The sequence below is a fragment of the Pseudonocardia lacus genome, from assembly GCF_018531445.1.
In the GTDB taxonomy this organism is placed as follows: domain Bacteria; phylum Actinomycetota; class Actinomycetes; order Mycobacteriales; family Pseudonocardiaceae; genus Pseudonocardia; species Pseudonocardia lacus.
Map to the genome: position 1 here is coordinate 1 of NZ_JAHDTH010000084.1, position 25,173 is coordinate 25,173.

At 73.3% G+C, this 25,173-nt stretch carries 28 protein-coding genes; 7 read left to right on the top strand and 21 right to left on the bottom strand.

Features of this window, described 5'->3' with window-relative positions; genetic code table 11:
- Nucleotides 1-25: 25 nt before the first annotated feature.
- The 8 genes from KIK08_RS18870 to KIK08_RS18905 all read right to left on the bottom strand — a co-directional run bounded on the left by KIK08_RS18870 (nucleotide 26) and on the right by KIK08_RS18905 (nucleotide 8,606).
- Complete coding sequence (locus KIK08_RS18870; protein WP_214404510.1) at nucleotides 26-1,369, bottom strand: ABC transporter ATP-binding protein; 1,344 nt, start codon at nucleotides 1,367-1,369, stop codon at nucleotides 26-28.
- 46 nt (nucleotides 1,370-1,415) lie between these two features.
- The gene (locus KIK08_RS18875) at nucleotides 1,416-2,249 is read right to left on the bottom strand and encodes a carbohydrate ABC transporter permease (RefSeq protein WP_214404511.1); all 834 of its coding nucleotides are present in this window, start codon (nucleotides 2,247-2,249) and stop codon (nucleotides 1,416-1,418) included.
- The gene (locus tag KIK08_RS18880; protein ID WP_308257726.1) at nucleotides 2,250-3,212 is read right to left on the bottom strand and encodes a carbohydrate ABC transporter permease; all 963 of its coding nucleotides are present in this window, start codon (nucleotides 3,210-3,212) and stop codon (nucleotides 2,250-2,252) included.
- Complete coding sequence (locus KIK08_RS18885) at nucleotides 3,209-4,453, bottom strand: extracellular solute-binding protein (protein ID WP_308257727.1); 1,245 nt, start codon at nucleotides 4,451-4,453, stop codon at nucleotides 3,209-3,211. Before KIK08_RS18885 ends, KIK08_RS18880 begins: the two co-directional genes overlap by 4 nt.
- Nucleotides 4,454-4,687: 234 nt before the next feature.
- On the bottom strand, nucleotides 4,688-5,212 hold the full coding sequence (locus tag KIK08_RS18890; protein WP_214404513.1) for a YflT domain-containing protein: 525 nt from the start codon (nucleotides 5,210-5,212) through the stop codon (nucleotides 4,688-4,690).
- Nucleotides 5,213-5,349: 137 nt separating this feature from the next.
- A complete protein-coding gene (locus KIK08_RS18895) occupies nucleotides 5,350-6,555 on the bottom strand; it encodes an acyl-CoA dehydrogenase family protein (protein WP_214404514.1) in 1,206 nt (401 codons plus the stop codon).
- A gap of 43 nt (nucleotides 6,556-6,598) precedes the next feature.
- Nucleotides 6,599-7,558, bottom strand: coding sequence for an HpcH/HpaI aldolase/citrate lyase family protein (locus KIK08_RS18900; protein ID WP_214404515.1), 960 nt, complete (start codon nucleotides 7,556-7,558; stop codon nucleotides 6,599-6,601).
- A 163-nt stretch (nucleotides 7,559-7,721) separates the two neighbouring features.
- The gene (locus tag KIK08_RS18905) at nucleotides 7,722-8,606 is read right to left on the bottom strand and encodes a PhzF family phenazine biosynthesis protein (RefSeq protein ID WP_214404516.1); all 885 of its coding nucleotides are present in this window, start codon (nucleotides 8,604-8,606) and stop codon (nucleotides 7,722-7,724) included.
- 119 nt (nucleotides 8,607-8,725) lie between these two features.
- Between KIK08_RS18905 and KIK08_RS18910 the strand changes: the two genes are divergently transcribed.
- Both KIK08_RS18910 and KIK08_RS18915 read left to right on the top strand, forming a co-directional pair.
- Entirely contained in the window at nucleotides 8,726-10,072 is a 1,347-nt protein-coding gene (locus KIK08_RS18910; RefSeq protein WP_214404517.1) for a magnesium transporter MgtE N-terminal domain-containing protein, read from the top strand.
- Complete coding sequence (locus KIK08_RS18915) at nucleotides 10,065-10,568, top strand: DUF1003 domain-containing protein (RefSeq protein WP_214404518.1); 504 nt, start codon at nucleotides 10,065-10,067, stop codon at nucleotides 10,566-10,568. The genes KIK08_RS18910 and KIK08_RS18915 overlap by 8 nt, the downstream gene beginning before the upstream one ends.
- Here KIK08_RS18915 and KIK08_RS18920 read toward each other — a convergent pair.
- Nucleotides 10,546-10,971 carry a MarR family winged helix-turn-helix transcriptional regulator gene (locus KIK08_RS18920; RefSeq protein ID WP_308257728.1) on the bottom strand — a complete coding sequence of 142 codons (426 nt, stop codon included), beginning with the start codon at nucleotides 10,969-10,971 and terminating at the stop codon, nucleotides 10,546-10,548. The two genes, KIK08_RS18915 and KIK08_RS18920, sit on opposite strands and share 23 nt — an antisense overlap.
- Nucleotides 10,972-11,113: 142 nt before the next feature.
- Here KIK08_RS18920 and KIK08_RS18925 point away from each other — a divergent pair, with 142 nt between their 5' ends.
- Nucleotides 11,114-12,262, top strand: a complete 1,149-nt coding sequence (locus KIK08_RS18925; protein ID WP_214404519.1) for an Mrp/NBP35 family ATP-binding protein — start codon at nucleotides 11,114-11,116, stop codon at nucleotides 12,260-12,262.
- Nucleotides 12,263-12,320: 58 nt separating this feature from the next.
- Nucleotides 12,321-13,715, top strand: coding sequence for an amidase (locus KIK08_RS18930; protein WP_214404520.1), 1,395 nt, complete (start codon nucleotides 12,321-12,323; stop codon nucleotides 13,713-13,715).
- Nucleotides 13,716-13,730: 15 nt separating this feature from the next.
- Here KIK08_RS18930 and tatB read toward each other — a convergent pair whose 3' ends face one another.
- Genes tatB through sigE form a run of 4 tightly spaced genes read right to left on the bottom strand, consistent with a single transcriptional unit; the run spans nucleotide 13,731 to nucleotide 17,100 of the window.
- A complete protein-coding gene (gene tatB, locus KIK08_RS18935) occupies nucleotides 13,731-14,168 on the bottom strand; it encodes a Sec-independent protein translocase protein TatB (RefSeq protein WP_214404521.1) in 438 nt (145 codons plus the stop codon).
- A gap of 56 nt (nucleotides 14,169-14,224) precedes the next feature.
- Entirely contained in the window at nucleotides 14,225-15,712 is a 1,488-nt protein-coding gene (locus KIK08_RS18940) for a S1C family serine protease (protein WP_214404522.1), read from the bottom strand.
- Nucleotides 15,713-15,751: 39 nt separating this feature from the next.
- A complete protein-coding gene (locus KIK08_RS18945; RefSeq protein ID WP_214404523.1) occupies nucleotides 15,752-16,483 on the bottom strand; it encodes a zf-HC2 domain-containing protein in 732 nt (243 codons plus the stop codon).
- Complete coding sequence (sigE, locus tag KIK08_RS18950; protein WP_214404524.1) at nucleotides 16,480-17,100, bottom strand: RNA polymerase sigma factor SigE; 621 nt, start codon at nucleotides 17,098-17,100, stop codon at nucleotides 16,480-16,482. Before sigE ends, KIK08_RS18945 begins: the two co-directional genes overlap by 4 nt.
- A gap of 226 nt (nucleotides 17,101-17,326) precedes the next feature.
- Between sigE and KIK08_RS18955 the strand changes: the two genes are divergently transcribed.
- The gene (locus KIK08_RS18955; RefSeq protein ID WP_214404525.1) at nucleotides 17,327-17,977 is read left to right on the top strand and encodes an O-methyltransferase; all 651 of its coding nucleotides are present in this window, start codon (nucleotides 17,327-17,329) and stop codon (nucleotides 17,975-17,977) included.
- Between the two features lie 18 nt (nucleotides 17,978-17,995).
- Here KIK08_RS18955 and glgC read toward each other — a convergent pair whose 3' ends face one another.
- Entirely contained in the window at nucleotides 17,996-19,246 is a 1,251-nt protein-coding gene (glgC, locus tag KIK08_RS18960) for a glucose-1-phosphate adenylyltransferase (RefSeq protein ID WP_214404526.1), read from the bottom strand.
- Between the two features lie 195 nt (nucleotides 19,247-19,441).
- Here glgC and glgA point away from each other — a divergent pair, with 195 nt between their 5' ends.
- Nucleotides 19,442-20,611: a glycogen synthase gene (glgA, locus tag KIK08_RS18965; RefSeq protein WP_214404527.1), complete on the top strand. Its 1,170-nt coding sequence runs from the start codon at nucleotides 19,442-19,444 to the stop codon at nucleotides 20,609-20,611.
- Nucleotides 20,612-20,615: 4 nt separating this feature from the next.
- On the opposite strand, the gene KIK08_RS18970 is transcribed toward glgA, so the two are convergent.
- Nucleotides 20,616-21,170, bottom strand: a complete 555-nt coding sequence (locus tag KIK08_RS18970) for a CGNR zinc finger domain-containing protein (protein ID WP_214404528.1) — start codon at nucleotides 21,168-21,170, stop codon at nucleotides 20,616-20,618.
- A gap of 42 nt (nucleotides 21,171-21,212) precedes the next feature.
- Between KIK08_RS18970 and KIK08_RS18975 the strand changes: the two genes are divergently transcribed.
- On the top strand, nucleotides 21,213-21,401 hold the full coding sequence (locus tag KIK08_RS18975; protein WP_214404529.1) for a hypothetical protein: 189 nt from the start codon (nucleotides 21,213-21,215) through the stop codon (nucleotides 21,399-21,401).
- Nucleotides 21,402-21,505: 104 nt separating this feature from the next.
- Here the strand turns inward: KIK08_RS18975 and KIK08_RS18980 are convergent, their stop codons facing one another.
- The 6 genes from KIK08_RS18980 to folP form a co-directional block, all read right to left on the bottom strand.
- The gene (locus KIK08_RS18980; protein WP_075944083.1) at nucleotides 21,506-21,673 is read right to left on the bottom strand and encodes a DUF3117 domain-containing protein; all 168 of its coding nucleotides are present in this window, start codon (nucleotides 21,671-21,673) and stop codon (nucleotides 21,506-21,508) included.
- Nucleotides 21,674-21,817: 144 nt separating this feature from the next.
- A complete protein-coding gene (locus KIK08_RS18985) occupies nucleotides 21,818-22,372 on the bottom strand; it encodes a DNA-3-methyladenine glycosylase I (protein ID WP_214404530.1) in 555 nt (184 codons plus the stop codon).
- A complete protein-coding gene (locus KIK08_RS18990) occupies nucleotides 22,365-22,835 on the bottom strand; it encodes an SRPBCC family protein (RefSeq protein WP_214404531.1) in 471 nt (156 codons plus the stop codon). The genes KIK08_RS18985 and KIK08_RS18990 overlap by 8 nt, the downstream gene beginning before the upstream one ends.
- Nucleotides 22,832-23,212: a DivIVA domain-containing protein gene (locus KIK08_RS18995; RefSeq protein WP_214404532.1), complete on the bottom strand. Its 381-nt coding sequence runs from the start codon at nucleotides 23,210-23,212 to the stop codon at nucleotides 22,832-22,834. The genes KIK08_RS18990 and KIK08_RS18995 overlap by 4 nt, the downstream gene beginning before the upstream one ends.
- Before the next feature lie 99 nt (nucleotides 23,213-23,311).
- Nucleotides 23,312-24,241, bottom strand: a complete 930-nt coding sequence (locus KIK08_RS19000) for a glucosyl-3-phosphoglycerate synthase (RefSeq protein WP_250557316.1) — start codon at nucleotides 24,239-24,241, stop codon at nucleotides 23,312-23,314.
- A 51-nt stretch (nucleotides 24,242-24,292) separates the two neighbouring features.
- Entirely contained in the window at nucleotides 24,293-25,108 is an 816-nt protein-coding gene (gene folP / locus KIK08_RS19005) for a dihydropteroate synthase (RefSeq protein ID WP_214404542.1), read from the bottom strand.
- Nucleotides 25,109-25,173 lie beyond the last annotated feature (65 nt).

The window sequence follows — 25,173 nt, forward strand, 5'->3', positions numbered from 1 at the left end:
GGGGGGGCGCCCCCCCACCGGCCGGTCAGACCGCCCCGGAGCGGTGGGCGCCGCCGGACGGGCGGTCGCGGTCGGCCGCGTCGGCGGTGCCGTCGGTGTCGTCGGCATCGGCGGCGTGGCGGCCGTCGGTGCGCAGGTCGGCGCGAGCGTCCTCGGTCTGCTCGACCCGGTCCTGCTCGGCGAGCCGGGTGAGCTCGGCGCCGGCCTCCTCGTCGCGGGTGAGGTTCTCCCCGGACTCGGGGTCGAAGACGTGCGCCTTGCGGGTGTCGACCCAGAACTCGGCGTCGCGGCCCTCCCGCAGGCGGCTGCTGGCGTCGATGGAGACGATCGCCTGGGTGCGCAGGGCCTCGGAGTCGAGCTCGCGGGACAGCTCGGCCAGCTTGGCCCGGATCGCGTCCGGGGCCTCGTAGGGGATGTAGGCGAACTGCGAGTCGCCCAGCCACTCCTTCACGTCCACGCGGGCGGTGAAGGTCATGCCGTGGCGGCGCTTGTCCTCCTCCACGAACGAGGCGTCGTTGAAGTACTCCGGGCGGATGCCGACCAGGAGCAGGTCGCGCCCGGCCACGGCCGCGGCGCGGCGCTCGTCGAGCTCGATCTTCCCGAACGGGGTGTCGAGCGTGTTGCCGTCGACCGTGGCCGGCAGGAAGTTCATCGGCGGGGAGCCGATGAAGCCGGCCACGAACAGGTTGACCGGCTGCTCGTAGAGCTCGCGCGGCGAGGCGACCTGTTGGATCAGGCCCTTGCGCAGGACGCAGACCCGGTCGCCCAGGGTCATCGCCTCGGTCTGGTCGTGGGTGACGTAGACGGTGGTGATGCCCAGCCTGCGCTGCAGCCGGGCGATCTCGGTGCGCATCTGCCCGCGCAGCTTGGCGTCGAGGTTCGACAGCGGCTCGTCGAACAGGAACGCCTCGGCCTGGCGCACGATCGCCCGGCCCATCGCCACCCGCTGGCGCTGGCCGCCGGACAGGTTGGCCGGCTTGCGCTCCAGGTGCTCGTGCAGCTCCAGGACGGAGGCGGCCTCCTTGACGCGGCGGTCGACCTCGTCGTCGGGGGTCCTGCTCAGCCGCAGCGGGAATGCGATGTTCTCGTAGACCGACAGGTGCGGGTAGAGGGCGTAGTTCTGGAACACCATCGAGAGGTTGCGGTCGCGGGGCGCCTTGTCGTTCACGCGCGTGCCACCGATGACCATGTCGCCGCTGGTGATGTCCTCCAGCCCGACGATCATCCGCAGCAGGGTCGACTTCCCGCAGCCGGACGGCCCGACGAGGATCATGAACTCCCCGTCGGCGATGTCCAGGCTGACGTCGTTCACGGCCGGGAAGCCGTCGCCGTACTTCTTGACGATGTTCTTCATCTCGATCTGAGCCATCGGTGATCTCCTGGTTCCGGCTCGGTGGGATGCGGCGGTCGGGCTGTCAGCCCTTGACGGCGCCGTTGGTCAGACCGGCGACGATGCGCCGCTGGAAGAACAGCACGAGGACGATCACCGGGATGGTGACCACGACCGCGGCGGCGGCGATGGCCCCGGTGGGGTCCTCGAACTGCGACGCACCCGAGAAGAGGCCGAGCGCGGCCGGTACCGGTCGCGCGGCCCCGGTGGAGGTCAGCGAGATCCCGTAGATGAAGTCGTTCCAGGCCAGGAAGAAGGCGATGATCGCGGTGGTGAACACGCCCGGCGCGGCCAGCGGCACGATCACCTTGCGGAACGCCTGCCAGGTGGTGGCCCCGTCGACCTGCGCGGCCTGCTCCATCTCCCAGGGGATCTCCCGGAAGAACGCCGACATCGTCCAGATCGAGATCGGCAGCGTGAGCGAGAGGTAGGGGATGATCAGGCCCGGCCAGGTGTCGTAGAGCCCGATCTGGCGCCACAGGTTGAACAGCGGCGTCACGATCGAGATCACCGGGAAGATCGCCACGGCCAGCGCGGTGGACAGGATCAGCCGCTTGCCGGGGAAGTCGAGCCGGGCGATGGCGTAGGCGGCGAACATCGCCAGCAGGCAGGACAGCGCGGTGGCGATGAGGCAGATGCCGAATGAGTTCAGCAGGGCGGGCAGGAAGAGCTCGCTCGCGTCGCCGCTGATGATGAGCGCGTAGTTCTCCCAGGTCGGGACGGTCGGCAGGAACTGGCCGTTCGCGATGTCGGCCGGCGACTTGAACGACAGCGAGACGATCCACGCGATCGGGAAGAGCGCGTAGAGGATGATCGCGATGCCGGCGACGATCCACCAGGTTCGTGTACGACGGGACATCTACTTCTCCCCCCTGGCCTGCGACAGGTCGACCTTGAACCCCTTGATGAACCCGAACGCGATCAGCACGACCGACAGGAACAGCAGCACCGACACCGCCGAGCCGAGCCCGATCTCCAACCGGGCGATGGTCTGGCGGTAGGCCAGGAACGACACGGTCTCGGTGCCGTTGGCGCCCGCGGTCATGATGAACACGCTGTCGAAGACGCGGAACGCGTCCAGCGTGCGGAACAGCAGGGCCACCATGATCGCGGCCTTCATGTTCGGGATGGTGACCTTCCACATCCGCTGCCACCAGGTGGCCCCGTCGACCTGGGCGGCCTCCTGCAGCACGTCGGGCACCTGGGCGAGCCCGGCCAGCAGCAGCAGCGAGATGAACGGCGTGGTCTTCCAGATCTCGGCCAGGCAGATCACCAGCAGCGACGAGCCGAAGCCGCCGAACCAGTCGGTGTCGGCGGAGATCCCCGGTACCCAGGCGAACCAGCTGTTGACGAAGCCGGAGGTGAGGTCGAAGGCGAACTGCCAGGCGAACGCCGAGACCACCGTGATGATCGCGTAGGGCAGCAGGATCGCCGCCCGCAGGATCGGCCGCAGCCCCTTGAGCGCCTTGAGCATGACCAGGGCGAGCGCGAACCCGAGCACCAGCTCCACCGCGACGGTGATGACGGTGATCAGCGCCGTGACCCCGAAGGACTGCCACCACAGCGCGTCGGTGAGCACGACCCAGTAGTTCTCCAGGCCGACGAAGCTGCTGTTGCCCGGGTCGGTGAGCCGGTAGGAGAACAGCGAGTCGTAGACGGCCTGCACGATCGGGTACGCCGTGACGAGCAGCATCACCGCGAACGCCGGGCCGGCCAGCATCCAGCCCAGCCTGCGCTCGGCGCGGACCCGGTCGCTCAACCCGGGCGGGGTCGCGGGGGTGTCCGCGGCGGCGCCGACGGACGGGGGAACGGTGGTGGTCACAGCAGTTCCTCCCCGGACAGGACGGCGCGGATCAGCTCGGCGGCGGCGGGCTCGGTCGTTCCCGGGGCCACCGCGGTCGGCGGGTGGTAGATGCGCTGGAGGCTGCCGGAGACCTCGCTGTAGTACGGGGTCTGCGGGCGCGGCGCCGCCTGCTCCAGGGACTGCGCGATGACCGGGGCCATCGGGAAGGCCTCGATGACCGCGGGGTCCTCGTAGACGGCCAGGCGCGAGGCCGGGTTGCCGTTGGTGGTGAAGTAGTAGGCCTGGTTCTCCTCCGAGGTGATGCACTCGATGGCGTTGTAGGCCAGGTCGGTGTGGTTGCTGAACGCCCCCACACCGATGTTGATGCCGCCGTAGGGCGGCGCACTCGGCCTGCCCTCGTCGACCTGCGGGTAGAGAGCCCAGCCGTAGTCGTCGACGACGGCCTGGTCGAGAGTGCCGCCCTCGACGCCGCTGGTCGCGCGGGGCCACACGAACGGCCAGTTGACCATGAACGCGGCCGCGCCGGACTCGAAGGACGAGGCGCCCTCGTCCTCACCGGCGGTGGTGAACGCGGGGCCGACGGCGCCGCTGGTGGCGACCTCCCGCATGACCTCGGTGGCCCGCTGGGACTCCGGCGATTCGAGGCCGAGCTGGATGTCCTCCGGCCGGTCGGCGGTCTGCGCGATCACCGCGCCGCCCGCGGACTCGATCAGGGCGTTGAGCCAGACCACGAGGGACTCGGCGCGCCTGCCCTGCGCGGCGATCTGGGTGTCCTGCGACGTCGCCGCCTCGACCAGCTGGTCCCAGGTGACCGGCCGGCTCATGTCCAGCCCGGCGGCCTGGGCCACGGACTTCTTGTACCAGAGCAGCTGGGTGTTGGCCCAGAACGGGATGGTGACCAGCTGGTCGTCCCAGGTGGCGCCCTCGACGGCGCTCTGCACCACGCCCTCGGTGGTCCGCTGGGCCACGTCCGGGGGCACCGGGGCCAGGAAGCCGGCCTGGGCGAGCTCGGGGATGTAGGGCGGGTCGAGGCTCATCAGGTCGATGGAGGAGTCGTTGGCCGCGAGCCTGCGGACCAGCTGCTGGCGCTGCTCGGAGGCCTCCCGCGGCAGCACCGAGATGCTGATCGTGTAGCGGCCGCCCGCTGCTTCGGTGCAGCGGGCGGCGATCTCCTCCTGGCCGCCCGAGTCGGGGTTGGTGTACCAGACGAGGTTCGGCGGGCCCGCTTCCCCCTGCCCGCACCCGGCGAGTGCCGTCACCGCCGCGACGACCATCCCTATGGCCGACACACGATGGCGTCGACGTTGGTGCCCCATGCGCTCCCCTCCTCCGCCTCCGGCGAGCCGAGCGATCACATGTGCTCGCGATCGTCAGTCGTACCGCACGCACCACTCGCCCGCTCGGCGGAAACGAAGATCCACCGGCGAAGTTGAGCGCGTATTCAGAGGGGAATCATGGAGTGACGCAGAACACGTGGCAACCGCCGTGCGCCGTCAGAGGGAGGAGGTGCCCGTCCCCATGGCCAGCTTGGCGAGCAGCTCGCGGGCCTTCTCGGCGTTGCGCGGCTGGCAGAGCACGTCGTAGCGGCCGGCGACCATCTGGCTCGCCGAGGTGAAGTCGCGGCGCCCGCGCGAGGCGCCGTAGCCGACCGCGGCGAACACCAGGCCGAACACGATGCCGCTGGCCAGGCCGACCAGGATCGGGCCGAAGCCGGAGCCCGACGAGCTGAACAGGCCCAGCAGCAGGCCGACGAACAAGCCGAACCAGGCGCCCGAAGCCGCCCCGGACACCAGCACGCGACCCCAGGTCAGGCGGCCGACGATGCGCTCGACGAGCATCAGGTCGACGCCGACGATCGTCACGTCGCGGACCGGGAAGTCCTCGTCCGCGAGGTGGTCGACGGCGCGCTGGGCCTCCTCGTAGGTCGCGTAGGAACCGACCGGCCAGCCCGAGGGCGGGGTCGGGAGATTGGGCAGGCCGGGCGCGCTGCGCGCGGGCCCGCCGAACGGTGTGCTCACGGGGGCCTCCTCGTCGTGTGCGGGCGCCCCGGGCTCCCACCCGGACCAACCGCGCCCACAACCTAACGTGACAACGTCCTGACCAGCACGAGGGTGCCCGAACCGGACGATCGTCACACGTGCGAGGAAAGTGCCCCTCAGCGCGAGCGGTACTCCTTCAGCAGGCCCCGACTGATGATCGTCTTCTGGATCTCGCTGGTGCCCTCGCCGATGAGCAGGAACGGCGCCTCGCGCATGAGCCGCTCGATCTCGTACTCCTTGGAGTAGCCGTAGCCGCCGTGGATGCGGAACGCGTCCTGGGTGACCTCGGCGCAGTACTCGCTGGCCAGCAGCTTCGCCATGCCGGCCTCGACGTCGAAGCGCTGGCCGGAGTCCTTGAGCCGGGCGGCGTTGGTCATCATCAGGTGCGCCGCCTCGACCTTGGTGGCCATCTCGGCGAGCTTGAACGCGATGGCCTGGTGCTCGGCGATGGGCTTGCCGAACGTCTTGCGCTGCTGGGCGTACTCGACGGCGAGCTCGAACGCCCGGATGGAGATGCCGCAGGCCCGCGCGGCCACGTTGACCCGGCCGACCTCGATGCCGTCCATCATCTGGGCGAACCCGGCGCCCCGCTGCCCCCCGAGGATCTGCCCGGCCGGGACGCGGAACCCGCTGAACACCATCTCGGTGGTGTCCACGCCCTTGTAGCCCATCTTGTCGATCTTGCCGGGGATCGTCAGCCCGGGGCTGACCTCGCCGTAACCGACGGGCTTCTCGACCAGGAACGCCGTCAGGTTCTTGTGCGCGCGGTCGGAGCCCTCGTCGGTCTTCACCAGCACGGCGGTGAGGTTGGAGGTGCCGCCGTTGGTCAGCCACATCTTGGCGCCGTCGATGACGAAGTCGGCGTCCGGACCCGAGCCGTCCTGCACCGCGCGCGTCGAGATCGCCGCGACGTCGGAGCCGAGGTCGGGCTCGGACATCGAGAACGACCCGCGGGTCTCCCCCGTGGCCATCGACGGCAGGTACTTCTGCTTCTGCTCGTCGGTGCCGTGGTGGGTGAGCATGTAGGCCACGATGAAGTGGGTGTTGATCACACCGGAGACGCTCATCCAGCCGCGCGCGATCTGCTCCACAACGAGCGCGTAGGTCAGCAGCGACTCGCCGAGGCCGCCGTAGGACTCCGGGATGGTGAGCCCGAACAGGCCCATCTCCTTCATCCCGTCGACGATGTCCTGCGGGTAGGCGTCGTCGTGCTCGAGCGCGTTCGCGTGCGGGAGGATCTCCTTGTCCACGAACGTGCGGACGGTGGCGAGGATCTCCTGCTGGATGTCGGTCAGACCGGCGGTCTGGGCGAGGCGGGCCATGCGTTCCTCCTGGTGAGCGGGGCAGCAGCGGGGTGGCGGGCCTTCAGTCCTGCGGCGGGGCCCACTTCTCGCCGCGGGTCATGCCCGCCGCCCGGCCCTTGCCCGAGATCACCAGCGCCATCTTGCGGCTGGCCTCGTCGATCATCTCGTCGCCGAGCATGGCCGCGCCCCGCTTGCCGCCGGCCTCGGAGGTGAACCACTCGTAGGCGTCGAGGATGTTCTCGGCGTGGTCGTAGTCGGCCTGCGAGGGCGAGTACGCCTCGTTGGCCGCCTCGATCTGGCCGGGGTGCAGCACCCACTTGCCGTCGAAGCCCAGCGCCGCCGACCGCCCGGCCACCCGCTTGTAGCCCTCGACGTCCTTGATCTGCAGGTACGGCCCGTCGATGGCCTGCTTGCCGTGCGCGCGGGCCGCCATCAGGATGCTCATCAGGATGTGGTGGTAGGCGTCGCCGACGTCGTAGCCGGGCGGCTGCTCCCCGACCACCAGCGACTTCATGTTGATCGAGGCCATGAAGTCGGCCGGGCCGAAGATGATCGTCTCGACCCGGGGCGAGGCGGCCGCGATGGCGTTGACGTTGGTCAGGCCGAGCGCGTTCTCGATCTGCGCCTCGATGCCGATCCGGCCGACCTCGTAGCCGAGCGCCTTCTCGATCTGGGTCATCAGCAGGTCGAGCGCGACGACCTGCTCGGGCGTCTGCACCTTGGGCAGCATGATCGCGTCGAGGTTGGCGCCCGCACCCTCCACGACCTCGGTGACGTCGCGGTAGGTCCACTCGGTGGTCCAGTCGTTGACCCGCACCACGCGCAGCTTGTCGCCCCAGCCGCCCTCGTTCAGCGCCGCGACGATCGTCTTGCGCGCGCCCGGCTTGGCCAGCGGCGCGCAGGCGTCCTCCAGGTCCAGGAAGAACTGGTCGACCGGCAGCGTGCGGGCCTTGTCGATGAACTTCTGGTTGGAGCCGGGGACGGCCATGCAGGATCGGCGCGGGCGGAGCTGGGTCGACACGGCGGACTCCTCGTCGAGATCGGCAGCGGCACTGAGTGCCACGATGCTGGCACGGTCGCGCCGCCCGTGGGACCCGGCGTGAGTAGTTTCTCAACCACCGGGGCCACGCGTCGCCGTCAGAGAACCTTACGCGTGGTATCCCACGCAACTTCCGATCACGCGGTCAGGGCAGCGCCACCAGCTCACCCCGCGCGACCAGGGCCGCCCGGCCGCCGACGGACGTCTCGACCGCGGCTCCCGCCTCGGCCCGCACCGTGACGTCCATCCGCGACGGCCGGCCCATCTCGATGCCCTGCTCGACGGTGAACGCCGACCCCCCGTCGGCCGGCAGCAGGCCGCGGTCGACCAGGAACACCGCCAGGGCCACGGCGGCCGAGCCGGTGGCCGGGTCCTCGACCACCCCGACCTCGGGGGCGAACATGCGCGCGTGCGCGTGGGAGCGCTCCCGGTCGAAGGACACGACGTGGACGCCGGGGCTGCCGCCGAGGTCGGCGGCCGCGAGCGCGCGGCGCAGCCCGGCCGGGTCGACCTCGCAGCGGGCCACGGCGTCCGGACGGACGGGGACGAACGCGTACCGGACCCCGGCGGCCGCGGCCCCGGGCGGTACGGCGGGGTCGAGGTCGTCGATGGTCAGGCCCACCGCCGCGGCGAAGGCGGCGCCGTCGAGGGCGCGGCCGACCTGCGGCGCCCCGCCGTTCACCCGGGCGCCCTCGGCGTCCACCCGGACGGGCAGCAGCCCGGCCCCGCACTCCTGGACCACGGCACCGGTCCTGATCAGACCGGCGGCGGCCAGCGCCCACGCCGACCCGACGCTCGGGTGGCCGGCGAAGGGCAGCTCCGAGCCCGGCGTGAAGATGCGCAACCGGTAGTCGGCGTCGGGGGTGGTCGGCGGCAGCACGAAGGTCGTCTCGGAGAGATTGAACTCCTTGGCCACCGCCTGCATCTGCGCCGTGGACAGGTCGGTACCTCCGTGCACCACGGCGAGCGGATTGCCGGCGTAGACCCGGTCGGTGAACACGTCGACGATCTCGTAGCGCAGCCCCGTCATGGAGCGGACGGTAATCGAGCGCCCGGACGGGCACACCCGGTCTCCGCCGCCCGGCGATCATGATCGACATCTGCCACGGTGACCTAGTCTGGTCACCGACGACCGCGGAGGGAGCAGGGATGGGTGCCGACCTCATCTTCGTGGCGCGACTGGTGGGCCTGGACGTCTTCGGCCCCGACGGCGAGCGCATCGGCCGGGTCCGCGACCTGGTCGCGACCCTGCGCGTCGACTCCAGCCCGCCGCGCGTGCTCGGCGTGGTGGTCGAGATGGTCACCCGGCGGCGGATCTTCGTGCCGATGCTGCGGGTCGCGGCGATCGACCGCTCGGCGGTGACGCTGGCCACCGGTTCGGTGAGCCTGCGCGGCTTCGCCGAGCGGCCCAACGAGACGCTGCTGGTCGGGCAACTGCTCGACGCCCCGGTCCGGCTGGTCGAGACCGGCGCGGAGAACATCGTCGTCGACGCCGCCATCGAGCAGACCCGCTCGCGCGACTGGATCGTCAGCCGGCTGGCCGTGCGGGCCCGCCGGCACGGGTTCTCCCGCCGCGGGCAGGTGCAGGTGCTGCCGTGGCGGGCGGTCACCGGGCTCACGCTGTCCGACCGCCAGGGCACCGCCGGGCTGCTGTCGGTGTTCGAGACGATGCGCCCGGCCGACGTCGCCGCCGCGCTGGTCGAGCTGCCCGAGAAGCGCAGACTCGAGGTCGTGCACGCGCTCGACGACGAGCGGCTGGCCGACGTCTTCGAGGAGCTCTCCGAGTCCGACCAGCGCGTGCTGCTCCGCCACCTCGACGACGAGCGGGCCGCGGACGTGCTGGAGGCCATGTCGCCCGACGACGCCGCCGACCTGCTGCACGAGCTGCCCGACATCGAGTCCGACGCGCTGCTGGCGCTGATGGAGCCCGGCGAGTCCGAGCCGGTGCGCAGGCTGATGAGCTACGCGCCGCGCACCGCGGGCGGGTTGATGACCCCCGAACCGATCATCCTGCGCCCGGACGCCACGGTGGCCGAGGCGCTGGCCCGCATTCGTAACCCCGACATCCCGCCCGCGCTGGCCAGCATGGTGTTCGTCTGCCGGGCGCCGTCCCTGACGCCCACCGGCCGCTACCTGGGCTGCGCGCACGCCCAGCGGCTGCTCCGGGAGGCCCCGTTCGAGCTGGTCGCCGGCGTCGTCGACACCGAGCTGCCGCGGCTGTCGCCGGACGCGACGCTCGGCGAGGTGACCCGCTACTTCGCGGCCTACAACCTGGTGGCCGGCCCCGTCGTGGACACCGAGGACCACCTGCTGGGCGCCGTCTCCGTCGACGACGTGCTCGACCACCTGCTGCCGGTCGACTGGCGCGACCGGCTCACCGAGCCCGACGACGGCACCGACGAGGCGGAGCGGGTCGTCGTCGAGCAGGAGATCGCCGAGCCGCAGGACGCCCCGCGCACCAGCACCCTCGGGCGGAGCGGAGCGGGCGATGCCTGAGAACACCACCAACCGCCGGCTCGACCAGCCGCACCTGGGCCGCACCCGGTTCGAGGTCGACCCGGACTGGTTCGCCCGGCTGTCCGAGAAGGTCGCCCGGTTCATGGGCACCGGGCGGTTCCTGGCCATCCAGACCGTGATCGTCATCGTGTGGATCGCGGTGAACCTGGTCGCGGTGTCGCTGCGCTGGGACCCCTACCCGTTCATCCTGCTGAACCTGGCCTTCTCCACCCAGGCCGCCTACGCCGCGCCGCTGATCCTGCTGGCCCAGAACCGCCAGGACGACCGCGACCGGATCTCCCTGGACGAGGACCGCAGGCGCGCCGAGCGCACCAAGGCCGACACCGAGTACCTGGCCCGCGAGCTGGCCGCGCTGCGGATCGCGATCGGCGAGGTGGCCACCCGCGACTACCTGCGCGGCGAGCTGGACAAGCTCGCCGTGAAGCTGGACGAACGGCCGGTGCGGCAGCGGGTCAGTCGGCCAGCCGACGAGTGATCCGCTCCAGCTCGTCGATGTCGTCGTCGAGCGGGTCGACGAAGTGGCGCATGACACCGGTCAGGTGCGTGCGCGACGCCGTGCGCAGCCGGTTGACCCCCGCCTCGGTGATCTCCGCGGCCACGCCGCGCCCGTCGCCCGCGACCGGGCAACGCGACACCAGGCCAGCCTTCTCCAGCCGGTCGACCAGCCGGGTGACCCCCGAGCGGGACAGCAGCACCGCGTCGGCCAGCTCGGTCATCCGCAGCCGGTGCCCGGGCGCCTCCACCAGCTGGACCAGCACGTCGTACGCGGCCAGCGAGATGTTCTGCTCGGCGATCAGTTCGGTCTCCAGCGCCCGGATCACCAGGGCGTGGGCGCGCAGGAACGTGCGCCATGAGGAGAGCTGGGCGCGGGTCGGCACGGCACGCCGAGTAGGCGTTCCGGGCACGTCCGCTGGCGCGGCGGTGTGCGTCACATCGCAGGATGCTACGGAACGAGTCCGACACCGGCACGGACGTAGCATGGGCGGCGGGATCCACCCCCGGCGCTGCAGGAAGGCACCCATGTCCACCACCGGTCAGACGACCACCATCGAGCAGGCGGTGCACGCCGCCCTCGCCACCGTCGACGACCCGGAGATCCGCAAGCCGATCACCGAGCTGGGCATGGTCAAGAGCGTGGCCGTCTCGCCGCAGGGCCGCGCGGAGGTGGCGGTCTTCCTGACCGTGGCGGGCTGCCCGATGCGCGACACGATCACCAAGCGGGTCACCGAGGCCGTCTCGGCCGTGGCCGGCGTCAGCTCGGTCGGCGTGACGCTCGACGTGATGAGCGACGAGCAGCGCACCGAGCTGCGGCGCAGCCTGCGCGGTGACTCCGCCGAGCCGGTCATCCCGTTCGCCCAGCCCGGCTCGCTCACCCGCGTCTACTGCGTGGCCTCGGGCAAGGGCGGGGTCGGCAAGTCCTCGGTGACGGTCAACCTGGCCGCGGCGATGGCGGCCAAGGGGCTGTCGGTGGGCGTGGTCGACGCCGACATCTACGGCCACTCCGTGCCGCGCATGCTCGGCGTGACGGCCCGGCCCACCAGGGTCGACGACATGATCATGCCGCCGCAGGCGCACGACGTGAAGGTCATCTCGATCGGCATGTTCACGCCGGGCAACGAGGCGGTCGTCTGGCGCGGCCCGATGCTGCACCGGGCGCTGCAGCAGTTCCTGGCCGACGTCTTCTGGGGCGACCTGGACGTGCTGCTGCTCGACCTGCCCCCGGGCACCGGCGACATCGCCATCTCCACCGCCCAGCTGGTGCCCAACGCCGAGCTGCTGGTCGTGACGACCCCCCAGCAGGCCGCGGCGGAGGTCGCCGAGCGGGCGGGATCGATCGCGCTGCAGACCCGCCAGCGGCTGGCCGGCGTGGTCGAGAACATGTCCTGGATGGAGCTGCCCGACGGCACCCGCATGGAGGTGTTCGGCGCCGGCGGCGGCCAGACCGTGGCCGACTCGCTGACCAGGGCGCTGGGCGCGCCCGTGCCGCTGCTCGGGCAGATCCCGCTGGAGCCGAAGCTGCGCGAGTGCGGCGACGCCGGCACGCCCATCGTGCTGGCCGACCCGGGGTCGGCCAGCGCCAAGGCGCTGCAGGCGGTGTCCGACCGGCTCACCACCCGGGCCCGCGGCCTGGCCGGCATGAGCCTGAACATCACGCCCGTTCGCCGCTGACCCCCGTGCCGGGCCGGCGTTACGGTGATCACGTCGCCGGCTCCCACGGAGGTAGTGCATGAGCGAGCTCGCGGACCTGACGGCGGTCGACCTGCTCGCCGGCTACCGGGAGGGCGCGTTCTCCCCCGTCGAGGCCACGTCCGCCGCGCTCGACCGCATCCGCGAGCTCGACGGCCGGGTCAACGCGTTCTGCCTGGTCGACGAGGAGGGCGCGCTGGCGGCGGCGCGCGGGTCGGAGCAGCGCTGGCGAGCCGGTGAGCCGCGCGGCGGGCTCGACGGCGTGCCCACGTCGATCAAGGACCTGCTGGTCACCAAGGGCTGGCCGACCCGGCGTGGCTCGCACAGCACCGACCCGCGCGCCTACCTCGACGTCGACGCCCCGGCGGTGGCCCGGCTCCGCGAGGCGAACGCCGTGCTGCTGGGCAAGACCACGACCCCTGAGTACGGCTGGAAGGGCGTCACCGACTCCCCGCTGACCGGCGTCACCCGCAACCCGTGGGACCACTCGCGCACCCCCGGCGGCTCGTCGGGGGGCAGCGCCGCGGCCGTCGCCCTCGGCATGGGGGCGCTCAGCCTGGGCACCGACGGCGGCGGCTCGGTGCGCATCCCGGCCTCGTTCAGCGGGATCACCGGGCTCAAGCCCACCTACGGCCGGGTGCCGCTGTACCCGGCGAGCCCGTTCGGCACGCTGTCGCACGTCGGCCCGATGACCAGGACGGCGGCCGACGCCGCGCTGCTGCTCGACGTGGTCTCCGGGGCCGACCCGCGCGACGCGTGGGCGTTGGCCCCGGCCCGACCGGCCGCCCCGCAGCTGGCCGATGGCGTCGCCGGCCTGCGGATCGCGTTCAGCCCCGCCCTCGGCCACGTCGACGTGCACCCCGAGGTGGCCGCCGCGGTCGCCGCCGCCGCCGGGGTGTTCGGCGGGCTGGGCGCCACCGTCGAACCGGCCGACCCCGGATTCGACGACCCCATCGAGGCGTTCCAGCTGCTGTGGTTCGCCGGTGCGGCCGCCGTGGTCGGGCCGCTCCTGCAGCGCCACCGCGACCACATCGACCGCGGGCTGGTCGCGGCGGCCGAGATCGGCGCGGACGTCAGCGCGGTGACCTACCTGGACGCCATGGCCGTGCGCAACGACCTCGGCGCCCGGATGGGGGCCTTCCACCTGCGCCACGACCTGCTGCTCACACCGACCATGCCCATCCCGGCGTTCGAGGCCGGGCGCGACGCGCCGCCGGACCGGATGACGGACCGCTGGACGTCGTGGACGCCGTTCACCTACCCGTTCAACATGACCCAGCAGCCTGCCGCCTCGGTGCCGTGCGGCTTCACCGCCGACGGCCTGCCGATCGGGCTGCAGATCGTCGGGCCCCGGCACGCCGACGCCGCGGTGCTGGCCGCCGCGCACGCGTTCCAGCAGGTCACCGAGCACCACCGGGCCCGGCCCACGCGGTGACGGCCCTGACCGAACTCAGGTGGCGTCGGGGTCGATCGGGGGCCGCTCGCCCTTCTCCAGCTTCGGCTGCGCCGCGGGCTTGGTGAGCGAGGGCCCGCCCGACGACGCCGTGCCGTTGGTGCCCTTCGTGCCCTTGGACAGGTCGGGGCCCGCACCCGGGGCGTGACCGTTGGGCTTCTCCGCCGGGTCGTCGCCGAACAGGGCGTTGGTGGCGGCCGTGCGCGGGTTGAAGTTGCGCAGCCCGCGCAGCTCCTCCAGCGGCTTGCGCAGCTCGTCGAACTCCGGACCCAGCTCGCCCTTCAGCTGGTCGCGGGCACCGGTCGCGTACTCGCGGACCTGTCGGATCGTGCGCCCGAGCCACGCCGCGGCGTCGGGCAGCCGCTCCGGCCCGAGGATGAACAGGCCGGCCACGATCAGTACGACGATCTCGCCCCAGCCCACGCTGTCGAACACCCGGCCAGACTACGTCAGCTCGGTGTGCGCCCCCCGTGTGTCGCCCGTTCCGGTCGTCAGTCGGAGGTGAGCGTGACCGAAACGGTCAGCGGGCGACCCTCGCGGATCAGCTCGACCGGGACGACGTCGCCCGGGTTGCGCTCGCGCACCGCGACGACGAGTTCGTCGGCGCCGGCGATGCTGCGCTCCCCCACCCGGACGATCACGTCGCCCTCGACGACGCCGGCCAGCGCCGCCGCCCCGCCCTGCTGGACGTTCTGGACCTGGGCTCCGTCGGTGGTGCTGTCGCTGACCGAGCGGGCGTTGATGCCGATCTCGGCGTGCACGACCTTGCCGGTGCGGATGAGCTCCTCGGCGATGCCCCGGGCGTCGTCGATCGGGATGGCGAAGCCCAGCCCGATCGACCCGCCGCTCTCGCCGTCGCCCAGGCTGCGGATGGCGGTGTTGATGCCCACCACGGCGCCGGTGGCGTCGACCAGCGGGCCCCCGGAGTTGCCGGGGTTGATGGCGGCGTCGGTCTGGATGGCGTCGATGACCGCGTTGGAGTCGGTGCCGGCGGCGTCGAGCCGGACGGGCCGGTCGAGCGCGCTGACGATGCCGTCGGTGACCGTGCCGACCAGGCCCAGCGGGGAGCCGATGGCGAGCACGCCGTCGCCGACGGCGAGGTCGGCGACGGTGCCCAGGGACGCGACGACCGGGTTGGCCACCTCGACCTTGATCACGGCGAGGTCGGTCTTCGGGTCGCGCCCGACGATCTGGGCGGCGCTGCGGGTGCCGTCGTGGAAGACGGTCTCCACCTGCGCGCCGCTGGCCTCGGCCGCCGGGGCGATCACGTGGTTGTTGGTCAGGATGTAGCCGGCGGGGTCGATCACCACGCCGGAGCCGGTGCCGGCCTCCTCGCCCACCCGGATCTCGATCGACACGACGGCCGGCACGGTGCGCGCGGCGATGTCGGCCACCGACCCGGCCGGGCGCTCCTTGGCCGCGACCGCCTCGGCGATGGTCGGGTCGGGGGTGGTCAGGCTGGCCGCGCCCTCCGCGGTGTACCGGCCGACCAGCCCGCCGAGCGCCCCCACGGCCAGCGCGAGCAGGGCGAGCACGGCCAGGGCGCGCGGGTGCACCCGCCGACCGAACAGCACGTCGCGGACGCTGAGCCGGGCGCCCTCGTCGCGGGTGGGCGTCGACTCGGGCGCGGTGGTCGCCGGCGGGCCGAGGCCGACGGTGCTCTCCGGGTCGCGCCAGGGGTCGGCGGTGTCGCCCGCCCACAGCGGCTCGGGCCGGGGCGCGGTGGAGCCGTTCGTGGACGGGGGACGCTGCAGGTCGACCGTCGTGTCCTCGGGCCGGCCGAACGCGCTGGCCAGCGCGGCGGGCGGGGGCGGGGCCGAGGAGGTGGCCCGGGCGGGTGTGCGGGAACGGGTCGCGGCGAAGGCCCCGTCGACCCCGTCGGGCCGGCCGAAGACGGCCTCGCTGCGCGGGTCGACGGCGGGGCGCTCCAGCGGGCGGGGGCCCAGCCGCGGGGGCTCACCGGACTCCCACTCCGTCATGGCGACAACCCTGCCGCAGGGGCGGTGAAGTCCGCGTAGCTACCAGATGGCGCGCAACGGCCCGAGCGGACCGGGCACGTCGCGCCCGCCGTCGGGCGCGATCTCGCCGCGGGAGGACTGGGTGCCGACCCGCAGCCGGGCGTCGACCAGACCGGCACCCACCACGGGACCGCCCAGCACGCCGCGCTCCGGTGCGGGGGCGGGCGTCGACGGGGAACCGGCGGCACCGGCGCCGAAGGCGAGCGCGCCGAGCGCGAGACCGGACACCGCGACACCGGTGCCGAGCCGCAGGCGGCGCGGCACCGGGCGGCGCCTGCCGTGCTCGGGCGCCTCGCGCCCGTCGAGGCCGGCCGGCGGGACGGGCTCCTCGTCCTCGGCCTCGGCCCGCGCCACCCGCTGGACGGGCAGCTCCGCGGACCGGGACCGGATGGCCGACCGCTCGGGGCGGGCCCTGGCCACGATCTGGCCGTCCTCGCTCATCGCCAGGTCGGGGGCGGCGGGGAGGTCGGCGTGCTGCGGGATGGACCGCAGCGATGACAGCAGCGACGACGGCAGCTGCGGACCGGCGGCGGTGCGCAGGGCCACCCGGGCCTGCGTCTGCGCCACGACCTGCGCCGCGCACTCGCGACAGCTCGCGGCGTGGCGGGTGGCGCGCTCACGGGGGCCCGGGTCGAGCTCGTCGTCGACGAAGGCGACGACCGCGTCGAGGCTCAGGTGGTCGACGCCCCAGTCGGGGGCCGAGACCGTGATCCGCCAACGCCCCTCGCTCACCCGCGTACCTCCTCCAGCTGCGGCTGCTCGAACTGGCCGGACCCGCTCGCGGCCGCCGCGCGGTGGCGCTCCAGCGCCGCCCGGAGCGCGGCGCGGCCGCGGTGGATCCTGCTGCGCACGGTACCGAGCTTCACCCCGAGGGTGGCGCCGATCTCCTCGTACGACAGGCCCTCCACGTCGCACAGCACGACGGCGGCCCGGAACTCGGGGGGCAGCTCGTCGAGCGCGGCCTGCAGCATCGGGTCGAGGTGGGTGTCGGAGAAGACCTGCTCGGGCTCCGGGCCCAGGCCCGGGATGCGGTCGGAGTCGTCGGGCAGCGCCTCCATGCGGATGCGCGAGCGCCTGCGGACCATGTCCAGGAAGAGGTTCGTGGTGATCCGGTGCAGCCAGCCCTCGAACGTGCCGGGCCGGTAGGACGCCAACGAGCGGAACACCCGGACGAACGTCTCCTGGGTGAGGTCCTCGGCGTCGTGCGGGTTGCCGGTGAGGCGGTAGGCGAGGCGGTAGACGCGGTCGGCGTGGTCCCGGACGACCTCGTCCCAGCTCGGCGGCGTCCATTCGGCGTCATCGCCGGGCAACACGACGCCGTTCGGCGCCGCGACAGGGCCCTCGATCATCCTGGGTCGCACCTCCTGCAGCGGGTCGTGCCATCCGCCGAACGAAGGGCCGGCCACTGTTGTTCCCGTCCCCCCACCGGTCGACGACCCCGACCGATGCCATCAGAGTGCCCTTTCCCGGTGATGGGAGCGTGAGAACCGTCTGAGAGGAACCTGTGAAGACCGGCCGCGCCCGATCGGGCCAGGTTGCGCGGGTCCCGGCGGGACCGGGCAGTAGCCTTCGACCATGACCGGCCATCCGGACGGGTCCGTCGACCCGTGGTCGTTGCGCGACCACACCGAGGACTACCTCGCCGAGGACGAGGTGCTGCTCGCCGCGCGCGACGCCGCCACCCAGCTCGGCAGCACCCCGGTGGGCCCGGGTGCCGGCGCCGGCCTGCGCTTCCTCGCCGCCACGATCAACGCGAGAGCGGTCGTCGAGATCGGCACCGGGGCCGGCGTCAGCGGGCTGTGGCTGCTGCGCGGCATGACCCCCGACGGCGTCCTCACCTCCATCGACATCGACCCGGAGTACCAGCGGGTCGCCCGCAGGGCGTTCACGGCGGGCGGTCACGGGCCGTCCCGGCTGCGGCTGATCAACGGCCTGGGCCTGGACGTCCTGCCCCGGCTCACCGACGGCGGCTACGACCTCGTCTTCGTCGACACCGACCCCGCCGACCACCCCCGCTACCTCGACGAGGCCGTGCGGCTGCTGCGCAACGGCGGGATCGTGGTGCTGAACCACGCCCTGGTCACCGGCCCCCCGCCCGCCGACTCGGACGCCCCCGCCCCGGTCCTGCTCCGCGAGGCCGCGCGCCAGGTCCGCAGCGACGACCGCCTGGTCCCGATGCTGCTCCCCCTGGGCAACGGCCTGCTGGCCGCCGTCAAGAAGACCTGACCCCGCGCACACGCAGGGTCAGAGCGCGGTGGCGCCCTTGCCGATCACCACGACGCCGCCCTGGCTGACCGTGTAGCGGGCGCGGTCGAGCGAGAGGTCGACGCCGACCAGGGCGCCGTCGGGCACCATCACGTTCTTGTCCAGGATCGCCCCGCGGACGACCGCGCCCCGCCCGACCCGGGTGCCGGGCAGGACGACCGAGTCGGAGACCTCGGCGCCGGCCTCGATGCGGACGTTCGGGCTGATCACCGACCGGCGGACGATCGCGCCGGAGATGATGGTGCCGGCGCCGACGATGGAGTCCTGGGCGATGCCGCCCTCGACGAACTTGGCGGGGGGCAGCGGGGCGGAGGCCGTGCGGATGGGCCAGCGCTCGTTGTAGAGGTTGAAGATCGGGTGGACCGAGACGAGGTCGGTGTGGGCCTCGTAGTAGGCGTCGAGGGTGCCGACGTCGCGCCAGTAGCCGGCGTCGCGGTCGGTGGCGCCGGGGACGACGTTGTCGGCGAAGTCGTAGACGTTCGCGTCGCCCTGGCTGACCATGCGCGGGATGATGTCGCCACCCATGTCGTGGTCGGAGTCGTCGTCCTCGGCGTCGGCGCGCAGGGCGTCGAGCAGGGCCTCGGTGGTGAAGATGTAGTTGCCCATCGAGGCGAACGTCACGTCCGGGTCATCCGGCGTGCCGGGCGGTTCGGAGGGCTTCTCCAGGAACTCGGAGATGTGCCCGTCGGCGTCGGAGTTGATGACGCCGAACGCCTTGGCCTCGGCCCGGGGGACCCGGATGCCGGCCACGGTGACGCCCGCGCCGCTGGCCACGTGCTGGGCCAGCATCTGGCTGGGGTCCATGCGGTAGACGTGGTCGGCGCCGAAGACGGCGATGTAGTCGGGGTGCTCGTCGTAGACGAGGTTGAGGCTCTGGAAGATCGCGTCGGCGCTGCCGGTGTACCAGCGCCTGCCGAGGCGCTGCTGGGCCGGCACCGTGGTGATGTACTGCCCCAGCACGCTGGACAGCCGCCACGTGGTGGAGATGTGGCGGTCCAGCGAGTGCGACTTGTACTGCGTGAGCACGCAGATGCGGTGCAGGCCGGCGTTGACCAGGTTCGACAGCACGAAGTCGATGAGCCGGTAGTTGCCGCCGAAGGGCACCGCGGGCTTGGCCCGGTCGGCGGTGAGCGGCCAGAGCCGCTTGCCCTCGCCACCGGCGAGCACGATGCCCAGCACGTTGGCCGAGAAGCCCTGCGGCAGTGCGACGGTGGTCCGGGCGCCGGTCATGCGTACCACTCCAGCACGGCGGGGCCCATCGTGCCCACCGCGGTGTCCGCGGGACCCGCACCGCTCGGCAGCGTCGTCACCTGGCCGACCCTAGTGCGCCGCGCCGGGGCTCGGCCACACGGAACGGGTGTCGGGTGGGCGAACGCGGTGCGGGTAAACCCACTCGTGACGCCCTCCACGGACTACCGTCGCCTCGTGCGGATCGGCCTGCTGACCCGAGAGTTCCCCCCGGACGTCTACGGCGGGGCGGGGGTGCACGTCGAGTACCTGGCGCCGGCCCTGGCCGGGCTGGTCGACGTCCAGGTGCACTGCTTCGGCGAGGCCCGCCCGTCGCCGCCGGGGATCGCCGTGCACGCCTACCAGCCGCCGCCGGCGCTGGACGAGGCCAACCCGGCGCTGCAGACGCTGGGCGTCGACCTGTCGATGGTGGCCGCGCTGGAGGGCGTCGACCTGGCCCACTCGCACACCTGGTACGCCAACATGGCCGGGCACCTGGCGAAGGTGCTGCACGGGGTCCCGCACGTCGTCACCGCGCACTCGTTGGAGCCGCGCAGGCCGTGGAAGGCCGAGCAGCTCGGCGGCGGCTACCGGCTCTCGTCGTGGGTGGAGCGCACGGCCTACGAGTCGGCCGACGCCGTCATCGCGGTCAGCGAGGGCATGCGCCGCGACGTGCTGGACTGCTACCCGGCGCTGGACGCGGCCCGCGTGCACGTCGTGCACAACGGCATCGACACCGGCTTCTACCACCCGGACCCGGCCCGCGACGCCGTCGTGCGCGCCGGCATCGACCCCGACCGGCCGAGCGTGGTGTTCGTCGGCCGCATCACCCGGCAGAAGGGCGTGGGCCACCTGGTGGCCGCGGCCCACGACATCGACCCGGACGCGCAGATCGTGCTGTGCGCGGGCGCCCCGGACACCCGCGAGATCGCCGAGGAGACCGAGAAGGCGGTGGCCGAGCTGAGCGCGGCCCGCCCGCACGTCGTGTGGGTGCGCGGGATGCTGCCCACGGCCGACGTGCGCCAGATCCTGTCGGCGGCGACGGTGTTCGTGTGCCCGTCGGTGTACGAGCCGCTGGGCATCGTGAACCTGGAGGCGATGGGCTGCGCCACCGCGGTCGTGGCCTCCGACGTCGGCGGCATCCCCGAGGTGGTGGCCGACGGCGAGACGGGCCTGCTGGTGCACTTCGACGAGCACGGGGTCGACGAGTTCCGCTCCGGGCTCGCGGCCGCGGTCAACTCGCTGCTCGCCGACCCGGCCCGCGCCGCGGCGATGGGGGCGGCCGGCCGGGAGCGCGCGGTGCGCGAGTTCGCCTGGGAGCAGGCGGCGGCGCGGACCGTGGACATCTACCGGGAGCTGGTGCCGTAGTGCCTCACGCGCGGCCCTTGGCCCGGGCGCGGTGGGCGGCGACGGCCGAGCGGTTGGCGCAGGGGCCGGAGCAGTAGCGGCGGGCGGCGTTGCGGGAGGTGTCGGCGAAGACCCGCTCGCAGCCCTCGGCCGCGCACCGGCCGTGCCGGTCGACGCCGTACTCGGACACCAGCATGGCCAGCGCGATGGCCGTGGTGGCCCGGACCCGCTCGACGAGGTCGGCCTCGGGCGGCGAGTAGTGCAGGTGCCAGGGCCGGCCGTCGTGGCCGGACAGGTGCGGCTCGACGGTGACGTCGGCCAGCAGCCCGTTGACCGCGGCAGCGGCGGCGTCGACGTCGGGGGCGTCGAAGACGGTGCGCAGCCTGCGCGCCCAGGCCCGCATGGCCGGTTCGACCGAGGCGGGCGCCCGTGCGGCCACGTAGTTGGCCTCCCGCAGCACCGCGCGCATGCGGTCGGGGGCCGGCTTGTCGTCGGCCGGCTCGCCGCGGGTCCGCGAGATGGCGTTCACCAGCGCGACGGCGGCTCCGAGCGCGTCGCTGCGGTAACCGATGAAGTCCATTTAACAATTACTCCGGGCGCCGATGGATGTAAGATGTGAAGCGTGAACACAGCTTACCGGGAGGAGCCCGCGGCAGCGTCCTGCGCGCGGTGCGGATGGCCGACGAGCGAGGGCGCCGTGCTCTCGACCCACCACACGTCCGAGGGGTGGGTGCGCTACCGCCGCTGCGCGTGCGGATCGGTGGCGATCGAGGTCGTGCAGTTGGACGACCGTCGCACCGTCCACGCCTGACCCACCCCGCCGTCGAACCGACCCCCGACCTGCCGGGGAATGCGAACGGCACCCCCGCGCGGACGAACCGCGCGAGGGTGCCGTTAACGTGTCGTACGGGTCGTTCAGCCGGCAGCGGCCTTGAGGGCGTCGCCGAGGTCGCTGGCCTCCTCGGCCGACATCTCGACGACCAGCCGGCCACCGCCCTCGAGGGGAACGCGCATCACGATGCCCCGACCCTCCTTGGTCACCTCCAGGGGACCGTCACCGGTCCGGGGCTTCATCGCCGCCATCTCCTGCCTCCTCCATCGTCGTTGCAGGGTGCCGCAACGCGGGGAGAGCGCGCGGCGGGGATGCTGCGAACATCTTTCCCCATCAGCCGGACGCGGGCGAAGCGGGAGCGATCAACTCGCCGAAGTGTTCACCCTGTGCGACCACTAGGTCGCTGCGCGCCAACACCCCTGGATGTGGTCGTCCACCATGCCCGTGGCCTGCATGAGGGCGTAGCACGTGGTCGGGCCGACGAAGCGCAGCCCGCGGCGCTTGAGCTCGCGGGCCATCGCGGTGGACTCCGCGGTCGTGGCCGGGACGTCGCCCATTCCGGTGGGCCGGCGGTGGGTGGCCGGGTCGGGCGCGAACGACCAGAGCAGCTCGTCGAGCGGGACGTCGAGGTCGAGCACCCGGCGGGCGTTGGCGATGGTCGCGTCGATCTTGGCCCGGTTGCGGACGATGCCGGCGTCGCCGAGCAGGCGCTCGACGTCGACCGGGCCGAACGCGGCCACCGCCGCCGGGTCGAACCCGGCGAACGCGGCCCGGAACGCCGCCCGCTTGCGCAGGATGACCAGCCAGGACAGCCCCGACTGGAAGGCCTCCAGGCTCAGCCGCTCGAACAGCGCCGTGACCCCGCGCAGGGGCCGGCCCCACTCGTCGTCGTGGTAGGCGATGTACTCGGGGGCGCTGGTCGCCCAGGCGCACCGCTCCCGCTCAGCCACGCCGCTCCTCCCGCTCCGCCTCGACCTGGCGGGCCATCCGGCGCAGGGAGTACCGCACGCCCCAGCGCATCGCCGGCCGCACGAGCGGCCAGCCCAGCCGGCCGAGTGCGCCCAGCGGCAGGTCGAGCAGCTCCGACCAGATGAACCGCGACCGCCCGGGCCCCAGCTCCGCCACCTCGAACACCCCCTCGCCGCGGATGACGCGGCCCAGGTGGCGCACGACGCAGCGGCGCGGCGGCTCCCACTCCACGATCTCCATCCGGTCGGCGACCCCGACCGGGCCGACGCCGGTGACCGCCGTCATCCGGGCCCCGAGGTGGCGCCCGTCGCCCGGCCCGTCGACCGCGACGCGGGTGCCGAGCATCCAGCGGCCCTGGCCGGGCCAGTCGGTGACGGCGTCCCAGACGGCCGCGGCGGGCGCGCCGACGTCGACGGTGACGGTGATCTCGGAGCGTGCGCTCACCCCTCGCCCTCCTCTCCCGCTCGGGCGCCGCTCGTGGTGCCGTTGACCGCCGCGCTGCGCTCGGCGCCCACCGAGGACTCCAGCTCCCGCACCCGCGCGACCAGCTCGGCCCGTTCGAGTGCGCCGCGGTCGAGCTCGTCGGCGAGGCGGCCGAGTGCCCAGTCGACCTCGTCCATCCGGTAGCCGCGCAGGACCTGCTGGAAGCGCAGCTCGCGCACGTCGCGGCCGTGGACCTCGCCGGCCGGCAGCCGGGTGGGGGTGGCGCCGGGGGGCAGCGGGGCGAGCTCCTCCCCGCGCCCGAACACGAGCGCGGACAGCCCGAAGACCGCCGCCGCGACGGCCGCGATGACCAGGAGGTAGATCAACGCCGTACCCACGGTGTTCATCTCACCACGGGGACCCGACGAGCCGGCGCGGGCGCCGCGCCCGGCGCCACCCGGATGGCGCCACCCGCCACCCGCGCGGCCGAGCGCCCGTCAGCGGACCAGGACGTCGCGCATCGGGGGGCGGTCGGCCACGGCGACGGGGGTGGAGGTCGGCAGCCACTCGCCGTCGACCTGCAGGAACTGCACCAGCGCCCCGCCGGCGTCCGGCACGCCCAACCGCCCCAGCGCCGCGGCCAGTATCTGCCGCGCCATCGCGCCGAGCTGCACCAGCGACCGGTTGCGGTGCTTGCGCACCCCGAGGTTGACCTGGGCGATGGCGTCGATCCCGGTTCGCTCGAAGGTGTCGAGCAGCAGGCCGATCTCCACCCCGTAGCCGGCCGCGAACGGCACCGACTCCAGCAGCGCCCGGGTGCCGGCGTACTCGCCGCCCAGCGGCTGCACGATGCCGGCCAGCTGGGGGCGCAGCGCGGCCAGCAGGGGGCGGACCAGCAGCTCGGTGACCCGGCCGCCGCCGGTGTCGGCCTGGGTGGTCTCCAGCCGCAGCGGGCGCCGGTAGAAGCCCTTGACCAGCTCGACCCCGGACTCGACGAGCAGCGGGCCGAGCAGGGCGGGGACGAAGCCGGGGTCGAAGTCGACCAGATCGGAGTCGATGTAGCAGACGACGTCGCCGGTGGTGGCGGCCAGCGAGCGCCACAGGACCTCGCCCTTGCCCGGGCGCGGTTCCAGGTCGGGGAGCACGTCGGTGCGCAGCACGACGCGCGCGCCGGCCGCCGCGGCCACCTCGACGGTGCGGTCGGTGGAGCCGGAGTCCATCACCACCAGCTCGTCGACCAGCGGGACGGCGCCCCGGGTCAGCGGGGCGATGGCGGCGACGATCGCGCCGACCGTCGCCTCCTCGTCCAGCGCCGGCAGCACCACCGACACCCGGCGGCCCGCCTTGGCGGCCACGAGCTCGTCGACGGTCCACGCGGGCTCCTGCCACGTGCGGCGGGCGAACCACTGCTCGGTCACGGCGTCCATGGGCACTCCTGGCTGCTCGTCCGGTCTGGGGACCGGCCGCGCTGCCGGGGGTCAGGCCAACCCGCGCACCGTCCGCGAGGGGGGACGGGTGCCGGTGATCGCCGCGACCATGTCCACGGTACGACGGGTGGCGGTCACCTCGTGGGCCCGGAAGATCCGCGCCCCGGCCGCGGCGGCCAGCGCGGTGGCCGCCAGGGTGCCCTCCAGCCGGTCGGTGACGGCCGCCACGCCCAGCGCCTCGCCGACGAAGTCCTTGTTCGACAGGGCCATCAGCACCGGCCAGCCGGTGGCGACGAGGTCGGCGCAGTGGCGCAGCAGGGCCAGGCCGTGGAAGGTGTTCTTGCCGAAGTCGTGGGTGGGGTCGATCAGGATCCCCTCGCGGGGCACGCCCAGCGCCGCCAGCCGTTCGGCCTGCCCGCACACGTCGGCGACCACGTCGGCGACGACGTCGGCGTAGCGGACGCGGTGCGGGCGGGTGCGCGGCCGCGCCGCCCCGGTGTGCGAGCAGACGATGCCGACGCCCGCCTCCGCCGCGACCTCGCCCAGGCCGGGGTCGTGCCCGGCCCAGGTGTCGTTGAGCAGGTCGGCGCCCTCGGCCACGGCGAGCCTGCCCACCTCGGAGCGCCAGGTGTCGACGCTGATGACGACGTCCGGGTGGCGGTCGCGCACGGCCGCCACGAACGGCACCACCCTGCGGATCTCCTCGGCCACGTCGACCTCGGGGCCGGGACCGGCCTTCACCCCGCCGATGTCGACGATGTCGGCGCCCTCGGCGACGACCGCGTCGACCCTGGCCATCGCGGCGTCGTCGGCGAAGGCGGCGCCGCGGTCGTAGAACGAGTCGGGCGTGCGGTTGACGATCGCCATGACCAGCGCCCGGTCCTGGGCCGGCTCGCGGGTGCCGAACCGCAGCGGCGGCGGCCGCCGCGCCG